Source organism: Myxococcus sp. AM011 (genome assembly GCF_013372595.1).
Lineage (GTDB): Bacteria > Myxococcota > Myxococcia > Myxococcales > Myxococcaceae > Myxococcus > Myxococcus eversor.
This window is the reverse complement of sequence record NZ_JABXEM010000267.1, coordinates 1-15,006: the sequence shown is the minus strand read 5'-3', so window position 1 is coordinate 15,006 and position 15,006 is coordinate 1. Positions and strand designations below refer to the sequence as shown.

12 protein-coding genes are annotated in these 15,006 nt (G+C 68.7%); 7 read left to right on the top strand and 5 right to left on the bottom strand.

Going from position 1 to position 15,006, the window contains the following annotated elements; genetic code table 11:
• The first annotated feature begins 125 nt into the window (after nucleotides 1-125).
• From HUW62_RS38235 to HUW62_RS38220, 4 genes are all read left to right on the top strand, one after another.
• Nucleotides 126-1,493: a pyridoxal-phosphate dependent enzyme gene (locus HUW62_RS38235; RefSeq protein ID WP_163866854.1), complete on the top strand. Its 1,368-nt coding sequence runs from the start codon at nucleotides 126-128 to the stop codon at nucleotides 1,491-1,493.
• Between the two features lie 136 nt (nucleotides 1,494-1,629).
• Nucleotides 1,630-3,138: a DNA-3-methyladenine glycosylase 2 family protein gene (locus HUW62_RS38230; RefSeq protein ID WP_176437216.1), complete on the top strand. Its 1,509-nt coding sequence runs from the start codon at nucleotides 1,630-1,632 to the stop codon at nucleotides 3,136-3,138.
• Nucleotides 3,131-3,664: a methylated-DNA--[protein]-cysteine S-methyltransferase gene (gene ogt, locus HUW62_RS38225; RefSeq protein WP_176437215.1), complete on the top strand. Its 534-nt coding sequence runs from the start codon at nucleotides 3,131-3,133 to the stop codon at nucleotides 3,662-3,664. Before HUW62_RS38230 ends, ogt begins: the two co-directional genes overlap by 8 nt.
• Nucleotides 3,665-3,721: 57 nt before the next feature.
• Entirely contained in the window at nucleotides 3,722-4,537 is an 816-nt protein-coding gene (locus HUW62_RS38220) for an isocitrate lyase/phosphoenolpyruvate mutase family protein (protein ID WP_176437214.1), read from the top strand.
• Between the two features lie 54 nt (nucleotides 4,538-4,591).
• Here the strand turns inward: HUW62_RS38220 and HUW62_RS38215 are convergent, their stop codons facing one another.
• Nucleotides 4,592-5,050, bottom strand: a complete 459-nt coding sequence (locus HUW62_RS38215; RefSeq protein ID WP_163866851.1) for a MaoC family dehydratase — start codon at nucleotides 5,048-5,050, stop codon at nucleotides 4,592-4,594.
• A gap of 187 nt (nucleotides 5,051-5,237) precedes the next feature.
• Here HUW62_RS38215 and HUW62_RS38210 point away from each other — a divergent pair, with 187 nt between their 5' ends.
• Both HUW62_RS38210 and HUW62_RS38205 read left to right on the top strand, forming a co-directional pair.
• The gene (locus HUW62_RS38210) at nucleotides 5,238-5,501 is read left to right on the top strand and encodes a hypothetical protein (protein WP_176437213.1); all 264 of its coding nucleotides are present in this window, start codon (nucleotides 5,238-5,240) and stop codon (nucleotides 5,499-5,501) included.
• Nucleotides 5,502-5,870: 369 nt separating this feature from the next.
• A complete protein-coding gene (locus HUW62_RS38205; RefSeq protein WP_176437212.1) occupies nucleotides 5,871-9,221 on the top strand; it encodes a hypothetical protein in 3,351 nt (1,116 codons plus the stop codon).
• 67 nt (nucleotides 9,222-9,288) lie between these two features.
• On the opposite strand, the gene HUW62_RS38200 is transcribed toward HUW62_RS38205, so the two are convergent.
• From HUW62_RS38200 to HUW62_RS38185, 4 genes are all read right to left on the bottom strand, one after another.
• Nucleotides 9,289-10,308: a hypothetical protein gene (locus tag HUW62_RS38200; RefSeq protein ID WP_176437211.1), complete on the bottom strand. Its 1,020-nt coding sequence runs from the start codon at nucleotides 10,306-10,308 to the stop codon at nucleotides 9,289-9,291.
• 161 nt (nucleotides 10,309-10,469) lie between these two features.
• Entirely contained in the window at nucleotides 10,470-12,065 is a 1,596-nt protein-coding gene (locus HUW62_RS38195) for a caspase family protein (protein ID WP_176437210.1), read from the bottom strand.
• Nucleotides 12,062-12,832: a hypothetical protein gene (locus HUW62_RS38190; RefSeq protein ID WP_163866846.1), complete on the bottom strand. Its 771-nt coding sequence runs from the start codon at nucleotides 12,830-12,832 to the stop codon at nucleotides 12,062-12,064. The genes HUW62_RS38195 and HUW62_RS38190 overlap by 4 nt, the downstream gene beginning before the upstream one ends.
• Nucleotides 12,829-13,380: an RNA polymerase sigma factor gene (locus HUW62_RS38185; RefSeq protein ID WP_163866845.1), complete on the bottom strand. Its 552-nt coding sequence runs from the start codon at nucleotides 13,378-13,380 to the stop codon at nucleotides 12,829-12,831. Before HUW62_RS38185 ends, HUW62_RS38190 begins: the two co-directional genes overlap by 4 nt.
• Before the next feature lie 204 nt (nucleotides 13,381-13,584).
• Here HUW62_RS38185 and HUW62_RS38180 point away from each other — a divergent pair, with 204 nt between their 5' ends.
• Nucleotides 13,585-14,592 carry a hypothetical protein gene (locus HUW62_RS38180; RefSeq protein WP_176437209.1) on the top strand — a complete coding sequence of 336 codons (1,008 nt, stop codon included), beginning with the start codon at nucleotides 13,585-13,587 and terminating at the stop codon, nucleotides 14,590-14,592.
• Nucleotides 14,593-15,006: the final 414 nt, after the last annotated feature.

Below are 15,006 nucleotides of genomic sequence, written 5' to 3'. Positions count from 1 at the left end.
AGGGGGAAGTCCCCAGGGCGGGGCACTGTTACTTCCCGACGGGGCAGAGTGACTCCCGCTGTCGACCGGGCCCCTCCGGCGGCATATAAGACGCGCCGCGAACCCCTCTTTTTCTGGAAGCCGCGATGGACATCCACGACACCATTCTCACCGCCATTGGCAACACGCCCCTGGTCAAGCTCAACAAGCTCGTCGGACCGAACGATGCGACTGTTCTGGTCAAGTGCGAGTTCATGAACCCGGGCGCGTCCATCAAGGACCGCATGGCGCTGTACATCATCGAGAAGGCCGAGCGGGAGGGGAAGCTCAAGCCCGGCGGCACGATTGTGGAGAACACGTCCGGAAACACCGGCATGGGCGTGGCGCTGGCGGCGGCGGTGAAGGGCTACAAGTGCATCTTCACGATGCCGGACAAGATGTCGCTGGAGAAGATCAACCGCCTGAAGGCGCTGGGCGCGCACGTGGTGGTGACGCCGACGAACGTCGCGGCCGAGGACCCCCGCAGCTACTACGAGACGGCCAAGCGGCTGCACCGTGAGACGCCGGGCGCGTTCATGCTGAACCAGTACCACAACCCCGACAACATCGAGGCGCACTACAACCTCACCGGTCCCGAGATTTTCGAGCAGACGGGCGGGAAGATGGACTACTTCGTCTCTGGCCTGGGCACGGGCGGGACGATGAGCGGCGCGGGCAAGTTCCTCAAGGAGAAGATCCCCGGCCTGAAGAACGTGGGCGTGGACCCGGAGGGCTCGGTCTACGAGGGCTACTTCAAGACGGGCAAGCTCACCGAGCCGCACGTCTACAAGGTCGAAGGTATCGGCGAGGACATGCTGTGCGGCGCCATGGACTTCAAGGTCGTGGACGACGTGCGCCAGGTGGATGACCGTCAGTGCTTCGCGGCGGCGCGGCGGCTGGCGCGCGAGGAGGGCATCTTCGCGGGTGGCTCCTCCGGCGCGGCGGTGCACGTGGCGGTGCAGTTGGCGAAGGAAGTGGGCAAGGGCAAGACGATTGTCGTCGTGCTCCCCGACTCCGGCAGCAGCTACATCAGCAAGTTCCACTCGGACGAGTGGATGCGCGACAACGGCTTCGCCGAGGAGAAGGGCACCGGCACGGTGCGCGACATCATCGGGAGCAAGCAGCGCGACGTGAAGACGGCGCGCAAGGGCGACCGGGTGGACCAGGTGGTGGAGACGATGCGCAGCCACGGCATCAGCCAGATGCCGGTGGTGTCCGAGGACGGACGCGCGGTCGGCATGGTTCACGAGTACGACTTGCTCAACGCGCTCGTCGCCGGGAAGGCGAAGTTCGCGGACACCATCGACGCCATCGTCGCGCCGCTGCAGGGCGCGCTGTCGCCGGACACGAGCATCTCCCGGCTGCGTGAGGTCTTCGCGCAGGACAACGTCGCCGTCGTGAAGGAGGGCGAGAAGGTCGTCGCCATCGTCACGAAGATCGACCTCATCGACTTCCTGCACCGCACGGCGGCCTAGTCGGCCTCCAGGCAGTCGCGTCTTGGGAGGGCCTCTCACCGGCGACGGTGGGAGGCCCTTCGCGCGTCCGGGGGTACGGGTCATCGATGTCCGAAAACCGCGAGCGCGGTCGGGCCCTGGGTGACACTGTCCGGGCATGGACCTGCTCGATTCCGACGCCTGCTACCGCGCGCTCCAGACGCGGGATGCCCGCTTCGACGGCCGCCTCTTCGTCGCGGTGACGTCGACCGGCATCTACTGCCGGCCCATCTGCCCCGCGCGCACGCCCAAGCGGGAGAACTGCCGCTTCTTCGCCTCCGCCGCCGCGTCCCAGGAAGAAGGCTTCCGTCCCTGCCTGCGCTGCCGGCCGGAGACAGCCCCGGACCTCGCGTCCTGGCGAGGCACCTCCAACACCGTGTCGCGCGCGCTGGCCCTCATCGCGGAGGGCGCGCTGGACGGCGGCGAGGCGGGCGTGGACTCACTCGCTGAACGCCTGGGCGTGGGAGGACGACAGCTCCGCCGCCTCTTCAAGCAGCACCTCGGCGCCACGCCCGTGGCCGTCGCGCAGACTCGGCGCGTGCTCTTCGCCAAGCAGCTCATCCAGGAGACCCGGATGCCGCTCGCGGAGGTAGCGCTGGCCTCGGGCTTCGGCAGCATCCGGCGCTTCAATGAAACGTTCCAGGGCCTCTACCAGCGGCCCCCGGGCGCCCTGCGCCGCAAGCAGGCGGTGGAGACGACGGCCAGCGCGGTGGCGGACGCGGGCGTGACGCTGCGGCTGCGCTACCGGCCTCCGTATGACTGGGCCGCGATGCTCTCGTACCTGTCCGCGCGCGCCATCCAGGGCGTGGAGCAGGTCTCCGACACGCGCTACCTGCGCACCGCGTCCCAGGACGGCGCGGTGGGCACGGTGGAGGTGACGCACGAGCCCGCACGCAACAACCTCGTGGTGAAGATTCGCTTCCCACGCGTCCAGTCGCTCCCGGCCATCGTCGCGCGCGTGCGCAGGGTGTTCGACGTGGGCGCGGACATCGAGGTGATTGGCGAGCACCTCTCCAAGGACCCTTTCCTGGCGCCCCTCGTGGCCCTGCGGCCCGGCCTGCGGGCCCCCGGTGCGTGGGATGGTTTCGAGCTGGCGGTACGCGCCATCCTCGGTCAGCAGGTGACGGTGGAGGCCGCGCGCAAGCTCGCGGGGAAGCTCGTGGTGCTGTGTGGCGACGCGCCCATGGAAGGACTCCCCCCTGGCCTGTCACGAGCCTTCCCTTCCCCCAAGCGCGTCGTGGAGACGGACCTGGGCGCGCTGGGGATGCCGTCCGCGCGGAAGGCATCGCTGAAGGCCCTGGCGCAAGCGGCGCTCGCGGACCCGCTGCTGTTCCATCCGTTCGGCGCGGTGGAGGAAGGCATCGCCCGGCTGCGCTCCATCCGAGGCGTGGGCGAGTGGACCGCGCAGTACATCGCCCTGCGCGCGCTGCGCGAGACAGATGCCTTCCCCGCCAGCGACGTGGCGCTCTTGCGGAGCGCGGCGACAGATGCGGGCGAGCGCCCCTCACCCGAGGACCTGATTCTACGCGCGGAGCCCTGGAGGCCCTGGCGGGCCTACGCCGCGCAACACCTGTGGGCCGCGGACCCAGGCCCGCGTTCCCGACTCCAAGAGGTGCGTCATGGTTGAGCCGCTCCACTTCCTCATCGACAAGACGGACACGCCCATCGGCGAGCTGGTCCTCATCGCGGACCGCGAGGGACACCTGCGCGCCATCGACTGGACGGAGCACGAAGGCCGGATGCGCAACCTGCTGCGCCTGCACTACGGTGACAGCTTCCGACTGGAGTCCGCGCGCAACCCCAGCGGACTCACCGAGACGATGCGGACGTACTTCTCGGGGCAAGTCGACGCCATCGACAGCCTGTCCGTCCGCACCGAGGGTACCCCCTTCCAGCGCGAGGTCTGGACGGCGCTGCGCTGCATTCCGTGCGGAGTGACGGTGTCCTACTCGGAGCTGGCGAAGCGCATCGGCCGGCCCGCCGCGGTGCGCGCCGTGGGCCTGGCGAACGGCGCCAATCCCGTGGGCATCGTCGTGCCGTGTCATCGCGTCGTGGGGGCCAATGGCTCCCTCACCGGCTATGGAGGTGGCATCGAGCGCAAGCGCTGGTTACTCGACCACGAGTCGAGGCTACGACGGACGTCCACTGCCTGAGGCGCTCGCCATATCCTCCCACCGCTTCCACACCCCTGCTGGAAAGGACCGCTGACCATGCCTGTCGCTCCTCCAAACTCCGCCCGAGACTTCCGTCAACTGCACGAAGCGGGCTTGCTGTTGCTGGTGAATGCCTGGGACGCCGGAAGCGCGCGCGTCATGGAGAGCCTGGGCGCCAAGGCGCTCGCCACGACGAGCGCGGGCGTGGCCTGGGCCCAGGGCTATCCGGACGGAGACAAGCTCCCGGTGAGTCGACTCCTGGACACCGTCACCGCCATTGCCCGCCTCGTGAAGGTGCCGCTGACGGTGGATATCGAAGGGGGCTATTCGGATGACCCCAACGCGGTGGGCGAAGTCGCCGCGGGCGTGGTGGAGGCGGGCGGCGTGGGCATCAACCTGGAGGACGGCGGGGGCTCGGTGGACCTGCTGTGCGCCAAGATTGAAGCCGTGAAGCGCGCCGCCGCGAAGAAGAGCGGGGACCTGTTCGTGAACGCGCGCACGGACGTGTTCCTGCGAGGCATCGGCCCGGCGGAGCGTCGCGTCGAGGAGACCCTGGCCCGGGCCCGTCGCTACCGAGCCGCTGGCGCGGATGGCCTCTTCGTTCCCGGCTTGAAGACACCCGTGGACATCAAGGCCGTCGTGACGGAGGCGGGCCTGCCGCTGAACCTGATGGCGATTCCTGGTCTGCCTCCCGCGTCGGAGCTGGCATCGCTCGGAGTCCGCCGCGTCAGCGCGGGAGCGGGCATGGCGCAGGCCATCTTCGGCCGCATCGCCGCGCTCACCACCGACTTCCTGCGCGACGGTGGCGCCGCGCCCGCGCCCGAGGCGGGCATCTCCTATCCCACCCTCAACACGCTGATGGCTCCGCGCTGAAGCATCGAACCCGGTCGCGCCATTCGTCGGCGCGACCCGGGCACTCCGACAGGACTACTTCGCCGCGCCACCCTCGGGCTTCCGCGCGAACAGCGCGTTGGCGATCTCCGTCATCACCACCTCGCCATTCTGGTTGCGGACCTCGAAGCGGAACTTGATGGCGCCCCGGTCCGGCTTGCTGCGCGACGGCGTGGTGGAGATGACCTCGAAGCGCGCGGTGAGCGCATCCCCGGGGCGCACCGGCCGCAGCCAGCGCAGCTCGTCCAGTCCCGGAGAGCCCAGGCTCGCCGTCTTGCTCAATAGATTTTCCACCGCGAGCTTGTGGCAGATGGAAGCGGTGTGCCAGCCACTGGCGATGAGGCCGCCGAAGATGCCTTCCCGACCTCCCTCGTCGCTCAGGTGGAAGGGCTGCGGATCAAACTGCTTCGCGAAGGCGATGATCTCCTCCCGGGAGACCACGTAGGGCCCGGCCTCACTCGCCTCACCGGGTTGGAAGTCGTCGAAGTAACGCATGGCACTCCTCGGATACGGGTGACTCTTGCTGCATGGCCCCCTGACGCATTGCATAGGCCGCTCGCCGGGCCAGGGCAACGCATTGCAGCGCCCAGGCCCTCACGCACCATGTATCCACGACTTTCTGGCTTAGTCGGATTCATGACAGACTGACGCGGCCTCGTCAGGCACTGCCAAGGAGACACCAATGTTCGCGAAGCTGCTCAAGAGCCAGTGGTCCATGGTGCTGTGCATGTTGCTCGTGGTGGGACTCGCCGCCCTCTCCATGGGTGAGCCCCAGGCCGTGCTCGTCGAAGCGGAGGGAGAGGCGACGTGTGATTCGGCGGTGAGCGCGCCGCCGGAGGGCACGCTGCTCGCCGACAGCGAGTACGCCAACGCGGCCTGTCGCCCCGGTTGCTCCGGGCCGTGCTGGATCTGCGTGCTGGGTGTCTGTGAAAACCGCTGTATGTAGACAGCCGTCGAAGGCTTGAGGCGCCGGGCCACCGCCGGGAAACCCCTCGGGTTCGCGGCGGTGCGCTCCCAATTCCAGGCGTTGGCGGACGCGGTCAGTCTCTGCGTGGGCAGCAACGCACCCGACACCTGCGCCGTTTCCCGGGCCAGGAAGTCCTGGCTCCATTGACTCCGGGTCCGTCAGTCCTGATACACGGCGTTGATGCTCCTGGATTTCACACCTCGTGCAACTCGACTGTCATTCATCCTCTGTGTCCTGCTCACACTGGGCGGTGCCTGTGATTCGGCACCACCCGCGCCGCCTGCTTCGGAGCCCGTCGCTTCGGTGAAGGCCCGGTTGGATCCACCGACCTGGTTCCAGGAGGTCGCCATGACGGGCACCTCCGCGTGCACGCTCGACTACGGCCTGGTCGACAATTGCTACAACGAGGAGAATCCGCAGCGCCCCAGCATCTTCCGTGAGGTGTCCTCGGCGTGGCGGCCCTATCGGAACGGCTACGGGGCCCCGCTGACCTTGAAGCCCGCGTCGCTCTCCAAGGTGATGCTGCCCTTCCCCCCGAACGAGTACGACAACGGCTGGTGGGCCCCGAAGCTGCCAGAGCGGAGCGACTCGGCCAACGCCATCCAGGTGCTGCCCTACAACCGAGGCACCAACGACGGACGGCTCTTCATTCGCGGGGGCTGCCGGGGCTGCGCGGAGGGCTCCCTCCTCTACACGTTCCGTCCCGAGGTGCTCGGCCACGACTTCCGCTACGACTTCACCAAGAAAGGCCCCCACCTCGTCCAACCCTCGCAGGTCATCGGCCGGATTCACCCGTTCACCTACTTCAACCCGATGGCCACGATGCTGACGGCCAGGAACAACAACGACTTCCCAGACGCGCTCCACAGCACCACGTGCGAGAACTCGATGAGCGCCCTCCAGATGGGAGTGAATGGGCGAAACCCGCTGGCGTGCACGGCCCGGTACGACGCGGGCTCGCCGCCCGTCCCCGGCGATTGCTACGACATCTCGCTCGTCTACAGCCTGGTGGCCTCCAACGGCAAACACTGGGAGCTGCGCTCCGTGGACCTGACGGTCTTCGTCAGGGACCCCAAGTCCATCCGGGCCGGCAACGCCGTGACGGGCGACGCCGATGGCTGGGGCCTGTGGGTGTACCCACGCAATCCCGAGGGCGAAACCAAATCCCTGCCCACCTGGGAGCTGCCTCCGTTCCGCCCGTTCAACATCCATGACTCGGACTGGGGCGCCATGAGCCCGAACTCCGGGTACAGCGTCCCCGGAGCACCGGACACCATCGATTGGCCCAAGCTGTTCAGCACCCATCCGACGTTCCAGTGCTACGTCCCGGTGAGGGTGCTGCCGCTCCCCGAGCCGCTGTACTTCCGCAACACCACCGCGTCCGCGCCCAAGTGGTGCCAGTTCTTCGACCGGCAACACTTCCGGGCCGTCTACCAGGTGGAGGACGATGAGGACTCCGTCATCGGCAACGGCCCGAACTGGAGCGGCGTTGTCGGTGAAAACTCCAGCGCGGGCGAGCGGCCCCTGGCCTTCTTCGAGCCCGCGACGAGCGGCGACGGGCGGCTGCTCGTCGTCAACATGAAGGGCCTCTTCTATTCGGTGGCGGACCAGGCCTGTGACGCGGGGAGCTGGGCGCACTTCAAGCCCATCAGCATGATGCCCAAGGACCCGGCGGTGAACACCCGCTACGAGATGGCGAAGTCCCAGGTCGTCAACGGCAAGCCCCAGCCCTTCCGGGACACCCTGGGCAATCCCATCCCCTTTGGTGTCACCAACCAGTGGGCCTACCCATGGCTTGACCGCGAGGGGAAGAACCTGTTCTTCGCCGCGAAGAACAACACCCACGACGGCTACTACGCACGGAAGGTCTTCCTCGAGGAGCGGTTCAGCAGCGCGACCCGGACGGACTACACCTGGGGGCCACCCGCGGACTCGGACCGCGCCACGTTCAACCCCGACCGGTCCGCCGCGCAGGCCGTCGCCGCGCTTGGCGCATGGACGCGAGGCAAGGCCGTCATCCTCGACAACGGCCTGAACATCACCGACCTCGCGGGCAACTCCGAGGACGGCCACCAGCGCACCTTCTCGATGCGCCTGTATGCCGGTGATGACCTGCCGCTGACGCCCGAGGGGCCCTCGCAAATCTTCTCGTTCGAGAACCAGCTCAACCACTTCGACGCGATGCGCCCCACCCTGCCGTTCGACGTGGTGTGGAACATCCAGGCCAACACTCAGCGAAACGCGGAGGTGGCCTTCGACGACTACCTCAACAAGCGCGCCTTCGTCGTCGCGCACATGAACGCGGCCATGCGCATGGATGTGTCTCCCCACGGCCCATTCAGGGCGGAGACCTTCCCCCAGGACGGCTTCGTCCCCTTCCAGAACGTCTGGGCCGACGTGCGAGGAGGACAGCTCGCGGACTTCCGCTTCAAGCGCAACCCGCTGGCGCAGAACGCCGCCACCACCCACTCGACGTTCGGCACGGACGGTCCGCAGCCTCCCAGCTCCGTGCGGCTGCGCGGTGGGGCGCGCATCGAGCCCGTGGCGCTCGGCGGCGTCAGCGGCAAGGGCGTCTGGTTGGATGGCCACAACGACTTCATGGACATGGGCTATCCCATCAACGCCTCACAGCGTGAATGGATGCTGAGCCTCTGGCTGGACACGCGCGAGGACCTGGTGCTCGCCCCCGGAGCGAGCTGGGTGCGCGGCCTGCCCCGCACCCTCTTCTACTTCTCCGACAACTCGTGGGTCGCGCTGGTGCAGAGCAAGGACTTCACGGGCGCGGTGTCGCACGAGCTGGAGGTGTACAACGGCAGGACGGGCGGCAGGGGCACCATCAACCTGGGCTCCTCGCTGGTGCAGGTGGGCCGCTACTTCCACTTCGGCATGAAGATCTCCAACGCCGTGGGGCAGCGGAGGCTGCACTTCTACATCGACGGCACGTGGCACTCGACGCACAACGTCGGGCCGAGCGACGTGGGGTTCGACCCGATGTGGAACTCGGGCAACAACGGCTGGACGTGGATGACGGTGGGCGACCCGGGGCCGACCTTCGTCCCCGGACAGCAGCGGCTGCCCTTCTTCGGGTGGGTGGATGAGCTGCGCATCTACGCGCTGTCTCCCAACGATGCGAATCGCGGCTGGACGGACGAGCTGATGTGCAACCAGGCACTCGGGACACTGGTGGACGCAAGCCCATACCGCCCGGGGCCAACACATCCCGTGCTGGAGAAGCTGCGGGTGAAGTCGACGCAGTACCCCATCGTGCACTGGCTCATGTGCGAGCAGATGCGGCTGGGCTCGTACGTGGAGCCGCTCGACTACCCGGCGCAGTACGGAGAGCACCTCTGCATCGACCGGGTGCACAAGAACCCGCATCCCGACCCGGACCTGGCCTCCCGGTGCATGCGCTCGGCCCTCATCGACATGCCCGCGCTGTCGGCCACGCTGCCCCGGCCGGACACCAGCACCAACGCGTTCTGCCTCTCGTGCCACACCAAGACCACCACGCTGCCGGGACTCCAAACAGGCGCCCTGACGAGCGGGACGGTGCCCCGGTTCATGGACCGGCGGCGCCAGCCCATGAATGTCCCGGCGGTGATGGGAGGCAGCGTGCCGCCGTGGCTCATCGGCGGAGTGAGCCAGCCAGATGGCACCCGCACGCTGGACCACCACTTCGACCACTTCCCCGCGCCTTGAAGCACGGGCTCGCGTGACTCACCGCGAAGGGGGCAGCACATCTGCCTGCCCCCTCGCGGTCCTCACCTCAGGGTGCGGTCACAGTGCACGGCCACCATGCGGGCGGCGCGGCCCGGTCATCCCAGGTGCCGTTCCAGTAGTCGCGCAGCGAGTACACCACCTGGTTCGGAGTGGTGCAGAAGCGCTCCGGATGGAGGTTCACCACGAGCACCTGCTCGGAGCCCGACACGGTGTGCATATACGTGCGGCAGACCTGGCTGCTGCCGGCCGGGGGGAGACTCGCGGTGGTGGCGCGCACCATGTCCGCGAGGAACAACTGGTTGGCCTGATGGCAGGCGAGCCGTTGGAACGCCTGGTTCGCCTCGAGGATGATGTCCACGTCGACCTTGCGCGTCATCAAGAAGCACCCGTCGTAGATGGGGTCGCCGTCTGGATTGCTGGGGTCTGGATGGTACCGGTACTCCACCACGGAGTACCCCTGGGGAACCACGGGGCAGTCGGAGAACAGCTTGGTGTAGAGGGGGTGCAGCGCGCCCTCCCGGTACACGATGGTGGCCATCTTCATCGCGTTGAGCTGGACGCCTTCCTGGTGTCCCACGACGATGTCGACACTGGTCGTGGCCTCGCTGTCGACGCGGTCCAGCGTGCGGTTGCCGTTGCCATCCACGTAGGCCACGACGGAGGCAAGGCCGAGACGAGAGCCCGCCCCGCCCATCAGCCCCTCGGGGCCCGGAAGCCGGTTCAGGGACATGGTGAAGGAGTTGGGGAAGCGACCGTTCACCTGCACATCCACGTCGGGGTGATGGAACGACGACCGAGGGCTCACCCGCTGGCACTTCGACAGCGCGTCGCGGAGGGGGCTCTGGACCATGCAGTCCACGACAGCCTGCGGCCACGTCTGCCACAGCAGCGCCGCCCGCATCTGGGCGGAGCTTCCCGCCTCGAACGACTCGGAGGCACGGAGCGAGCCCTCCAGCGTGAGCAGCGTTTCGTCCTCGGCTTCGTCCCCCAGGACACCTCCGCAACCCGTCAGCGCCAGCGTGAGCAGGCTCCACTTCCAGAAACCACGACCCCTCGTCATCGTCATATGGTCTTCCTCTCGGTCCATGGGGCAACCCCCATGTCGCGTGGTGGGCACACGACGGGTGACGCGCGCTCCTCGTTTCGGAGCGCTCGCGGAGCGCGGTCAACCTGCCGGTGCGACAAGGAGACGTCCGAGCCACTCACCGTGGGACATGGCCCCGAGGCTCACAGTCCCCAGGTGCAACCGAGCAGCAGGTGCGGTGAGAGTTGCGTGCGGAGCTTTTCATCCTCGCGCATCAACGCGACATGGCCGCCCAGCCGGGCGAAGAGGCCCGTGCTCGCGCCCACCGGCACCTCCGCGGAGAGCGTGGCGAAGGAGGCCGCTCCCGCGCCGGTGCGCGTCCGCCACGGGGGAAGGCCCAACTCCCTGCGCCGCTCCGCATCCGGGCTCGTCGCGCGTTGAGCGAGGCCCAACACTCCGACGCCCGCATGGACTCCGGCCCAGACACGTCCCACCGAGCCCGCCAGGCCCAGGCCACTCCACAGTCCCAGCTCCACCTGCTCCAGGCGCTGCTCGGGCGTGGAGCCCCGGGTGGCCCCCAGCGTGAGCCCTCCGAGGAAGGACAGCCCCAGCCCTCCTGGGCTCTCGCGCGCGAACAGCACGCCCACCTGGGGGCCCCAGCCTCCCAGCTGCGTCGAGGAGCGGCCCGCGCCCAGCCCCGCTTGAAGCCGCCAGCTGCTGGCCTCCAGGAGCGCGCCCTTGCGCTGGTGCACGGCCAGCGTGCGCACCTCCAGGGCCTCTGGATTCAACCGCTGCTTCTCGCCCCAGGGCAGGTACACCTTGCCGTAGAGCACCTGGGCGCCCCGCCTCACCTGGACCCGGTAGCGCCCCGCGGGCAAGGCGACGCGCACCGACTCGTCGGCCCGTGGCTCCACTTCCGCCATGACCTGCAGCGTGCGCTCGTCCACGAGCACGACGCTGTCACCCACCGAGGGAGGCAATTCGAGCTGCGCGTGGGCTCGCGAGAGCGTGGTGAGGAACAAGTCCCCCTCCCCCGCGAGCTGGCTGGACAGCTCCGGGTGCTGCACCGCCGCCGTGGAGGCATGCGAGCCCGCGAGCGTGCGGTGGTAGACGTGGCCATAGGCCTCCGTGAGCGAGACACGGCCGTCGGCGTCCACGTCCGCCGCGCCCCGCAGGCCTGAAATCAGGTGGTGCGTGAAGAACGAGCCCCGGAGGCTGTCCGACTCCTGCGCCACCTCGTGTGCCCCCGCGGAGGCGATGAACACCCGGCCTTCCGGCCCCACCTGCCGGAGGAAGGAGACATCGAAGGCGGGCGCGGACTTGAGGCCCTTGGAGCGGCCGCGCACTAGCGCGCCACTGTGACAGGCATCCAGCACGGCGACGGTGACGGTGGTGGGGACCTCGGCCAGCATGCGTTGCAGCTCCGCGAGCTTGAGGGCTTCTCCGCCCAGACGCAGTGCCACCTCGTCTCCATGGCCCGAGTAGAAGAAGAACAGCAGCGTGCGCTCTCCGGCGCGCCGTGCCTCCTCGATGCGTCCTCGCATCCGCGCGAGTCCCAGCCGGAGGTTGGAGACCGACTCTCCGCGCAGGAGGATGCGACGGTCCTCGGGAACACCGCCCAGCTGGCCGAAGAGCGCGTCCATGCGCTCGGCGTCCTGCTGGGCCCAGCGAAGGGGCTCGTCCGTGTCCCGGCCCAGGTTGTGTCCCACGCTGATGGAGAACCGGCTCTCCGCGCTCGCGACGGAGGTGGCGAGGAGGACGAGCAGGACACCGAGCACCCGCGAGCTTCTGTCACTCAAGGCAGCTCCTTCGGAAGCGCGCGCACGGCGTGGCGGGTGCCGGGGAGCGAAGTGAGTGACGGTGGGAAGCCCGCCTCTCGCGTCGACTGCTCCAACCAGCGTTGGACGGCCTCGGGTGACGGTGCATTCCAGGCGTCGGACACGAGCACCACCACCAGCGCCTCCTGCTCGGGAGCGGCATCCAGCTCCAGGCTCCCGGGCAACACCCAGCGCCCCGCCACCATGGACAGCGGGCCGCCGGTGGCCGGAAAGCCCTGGAGTGGAGTGACGCGTCCATGCTCGCTCAGCGCCAGCAGGTAGAGCGCGCCGCCGTCCACGTCCTCCACCTCCACGCGCACCCGGTCTCCAGCGCGCAGCACCGCGCCGGGCCCCTGCTCGAAGACGACGTCGCCTCGCTTGACGAGCACCCGCGCGGTGAGCCCGCCGCGCACGCGCACCTTCTCCACCTCCTCGAGCGAGAGGATTCGGGGCAGCACCGCCGCGAGCACCACGCCGAGCACCAGCACGGGCTGGCTCCAGCGCCAGAGCACCCGCCAGCGGCTCGGACGCGGCGCCTCCAGTCGCGCCCGCATCGGACCGAAGGGCCGCACGAGGGCGAAGGCGGCCTTCTCGGCACGTCGCTCGCGCAGGTGAGCGGCCAACGCGGGCGAGGCGTGCGCCGCCTCCTCCACGTGCCGGGCCTCTTCCGCGGAGAGCTCGTCACACAGGTAGCGCTCCAGCAGGAGGTCCGGCACGCCTGGGAAGTGAGGAATGGAGGAGGTGCTCATGCGGGGGCCGTTCCCTTTCGCGGCTCAGGACGGGGGGCGACTTCCAGGAGTCGCCGCGCGGTGTCGAAGAAGGTCTGCAACTTGCGCTGCACCGTCTTGCGAGAGACGTCGAGCAGCGTGGCGATCTGCTCCTGCTCCAGCTCGTCGATGAAGCGATGGGCCACGATGCGCTGGACGTCCTCGGGACAGTGGGCGAGGACGCGACGCACCAGGTCCGCATCCACCAGCAGTCGCTCCAGCGCGGCCTCCGGTGAAGCGTGGGCTTCCGGAAGCGGTGCCAGTCGCGTCAGCGCGTGGGTGACCTCGGTGCGACGGCGGCGCAGCACCGAGAAGCACTGTCGGTCCGCCACGGTGAGCAGCCACGACAACGGAGAGCCCGCGGCGCGAAGGGACTTCAGGTTCTCATGGACGCGCAGGAACACCTCCTGCGTGGAGTCCCAGGCCAACGCTTCGTCGCCGAGCAATCGCAGACAACGACGATGCACGGCCTCACCGTAGCGACGGTAGTAGCCCTCGGTCTGCTCGACCTCGTTCACCGGTTCGCGCACGGACGGACCTCACCCTGGGCCGATACCCGCCCCCACCGTCAGTCTCGCCCGGTACGGGCGTCGGGGGAGGCTCGCCCCGCGAAGCGAGACGCATGACCTTCAATCCGTGGGACATTTCCCGGGCCCTTTCTTCTCGGCTTGACGGGATGCAGTCGACTCGTTCCCGGCGGGCGTGGCCCACCGGCCGCGCCAAAGGAATCCGTCATGACCCAATTCGCCCTCAAGCAGGTGACGTGCGCCGTCTGCGGCGGCGTTAGCGAGCAGCGCACCCTCCAGTGTGTCTCCACCTTCGGACGCCCCGACCTCGACGGGCGCCCGTCCGTGATGGCGCGGTCCACCATGGGCCTCTGGACCCAGCTATGTCCCGCCTGTGGCTACTGCGCGACGACCCTCACCCAGGCGCTCCCCCGTGCTCGCGAGGTGGTCCACTCGGTGACCTACCGTGCACGCCTCCACCATCCAGAGGCGCCGGCCCTGTTCAACCGGTTCCTGTGCCTGGCGCTCCTCCATGACGCGGAGGGGCTCGTGCGGGACTCCGCCGAGTTTCGGACACATGCCGCCTGGGTGGCGGATGATGCGGGCCTGGAAGAGAGCGCCCGACGTTGTCGCTCCGAGGCCGCGGACCTGCTGCTGAATGCGCCACCCCTCAAGCACTGGGAGCATCGAGAGGATCTCGACTGGCAGGGCTGGCGGGGCGTCCAGTTGGTGGACCTGTTGCGCCGTGCGGGGCGTGGCGAAGAGGCGCTGCGCGAGGTGGAGCGCATCCGACGAGAAGGAGCGTCTTCACTCATGAAGCAATTGCTGACCTATGAGAGCGCCGCCATCGCCCGGGGCGACACGGGCCGACACACCGTCGACGAAGGACTGGGCCTTCCCTCCCCTCCAGAGCTCCAGCCCATCAAGGACCCGCTCCTCGAATACCTGGTCGGCAACTACCACCGGCTCTTGACGGACACGGAGCAGAGAGCCTCGAGCATGGAGACCTTCAACACGGAAGAAGGGCCACGCTGGGCCACGGACCATCCAGAGATTCTCGCGCTGCTCACCGAGGGGAAGGCGGGACTGGGCCGTGCCCTGGAGCGCCGGCTCCTCGCGGAGCATCCCGACGAGGTCGTCATCAATCGCTGTCCGAAGTGTGGTGTCCCCGCCCGGACGGCCAAGGCCCGCCAGTGCCGCGCGTGCCCCCACACCTGGCGCGAGACGCCTCGCTGACCGTACCCATTCAACCCCCGGGCTCCCGCGCGCGGCCATGTACGCGCCGGGGCCGCCCGGCGAAGATGACGGTCGTCGCCAGGACGAGCACGGACGCGGGCATCGAGCACCGCCGAGCAGGCGGGGCACCGGGCCTCGCCCCTCCGTCGCGCCTAGCTTCGAGGGGAGACGCTGGAGGTGCGTCATGCCCAATCCCCACACCCTGTTGAGCAGCCCGGAGCTGATTGCCCGGCACATCATCGAATACGGCGCCACGGTGGACGAACAGCCGCTGGAGGCGACGGCCCTGCCGCGAGGCCCCCTGCCCGCCGAGGTGGCCCTCGGGCTGACGTGGCCCACGGGCCTGGAGCCTCGGCCCCATCCACGACTTCCCCCCCCGCCCCAGCCCTGTCCCTTATACCCATCTCCGAGCCC

Coding starts and splice junctions, on each gene's coding strand:
- HUW62_RS38235 (WP_163866854.1), top strand. CDS start 126: ATGGACATCCACGACACCATTCTCACCGCCATTGGCAACACGCCCCTG.
- HUW62_RS38230 (WP_176437216.1), top strand. CDS start 1,630: ATGGACCTGCTCGATTCCGACGCCTGCTACCGCGCGCTCCAGACGCGG.
- ogt (WP_176437215.1), top strand. CDS start 3,131: ATGGTTGAGCCGCTCCACTTCCTCATCGACAAGACGGACACGCCCATC.
- HUW62_RS38220 (WP_176437214.1), top strand. CDS start 3,722: ATGCCTGTCGCTCCTCCAAACTCCGCCCGAGACTTCCGTCAACTGCAC.
- HUW62_RS38215 (WP_163866851.1), bottom strand. CDS start 5,050: ATGCGTTACTTCGACGACTTCCAACCCGGTGAGGCGAGTGAGGCCGGG.
- HUW62_RS38210 (WP_176437213.1), top strand. CDS start 5,238: ATGTTCGCGAAGCTGCTCAAGAGCCAGTGGTCCATGGTGCTGTGCATG.
- HUW62_RS38205 (WP_176437212.1), top strand. CDS start 5,871: ATGACGGGCACCTCCGCGTGCACGCTCGACTACGGCCTGGTCGACAAT.
- HUW62_RS38200 (WP_176437211.1), bottom strand. CDS start 10,308: ATGACGATGACGAGGGGTCGTGGTTTCTGGAAGTGGAGCCTGCTCACG.
- HUW62_RS38190 (WP_163866846.1), bottom strand. CDS start 12,832: ATGAGCACCTCCTCCATTCCTCACTTCCCAGGCGTGCCGGACCTCCTG.
- HUW62_RS38180 (WP_176437209.1), top strand. CDS start 13,585: ATGACCCAATTCGCCCTCAAGCAGGTGACGTGCGCCGTCTGCGGCGGC.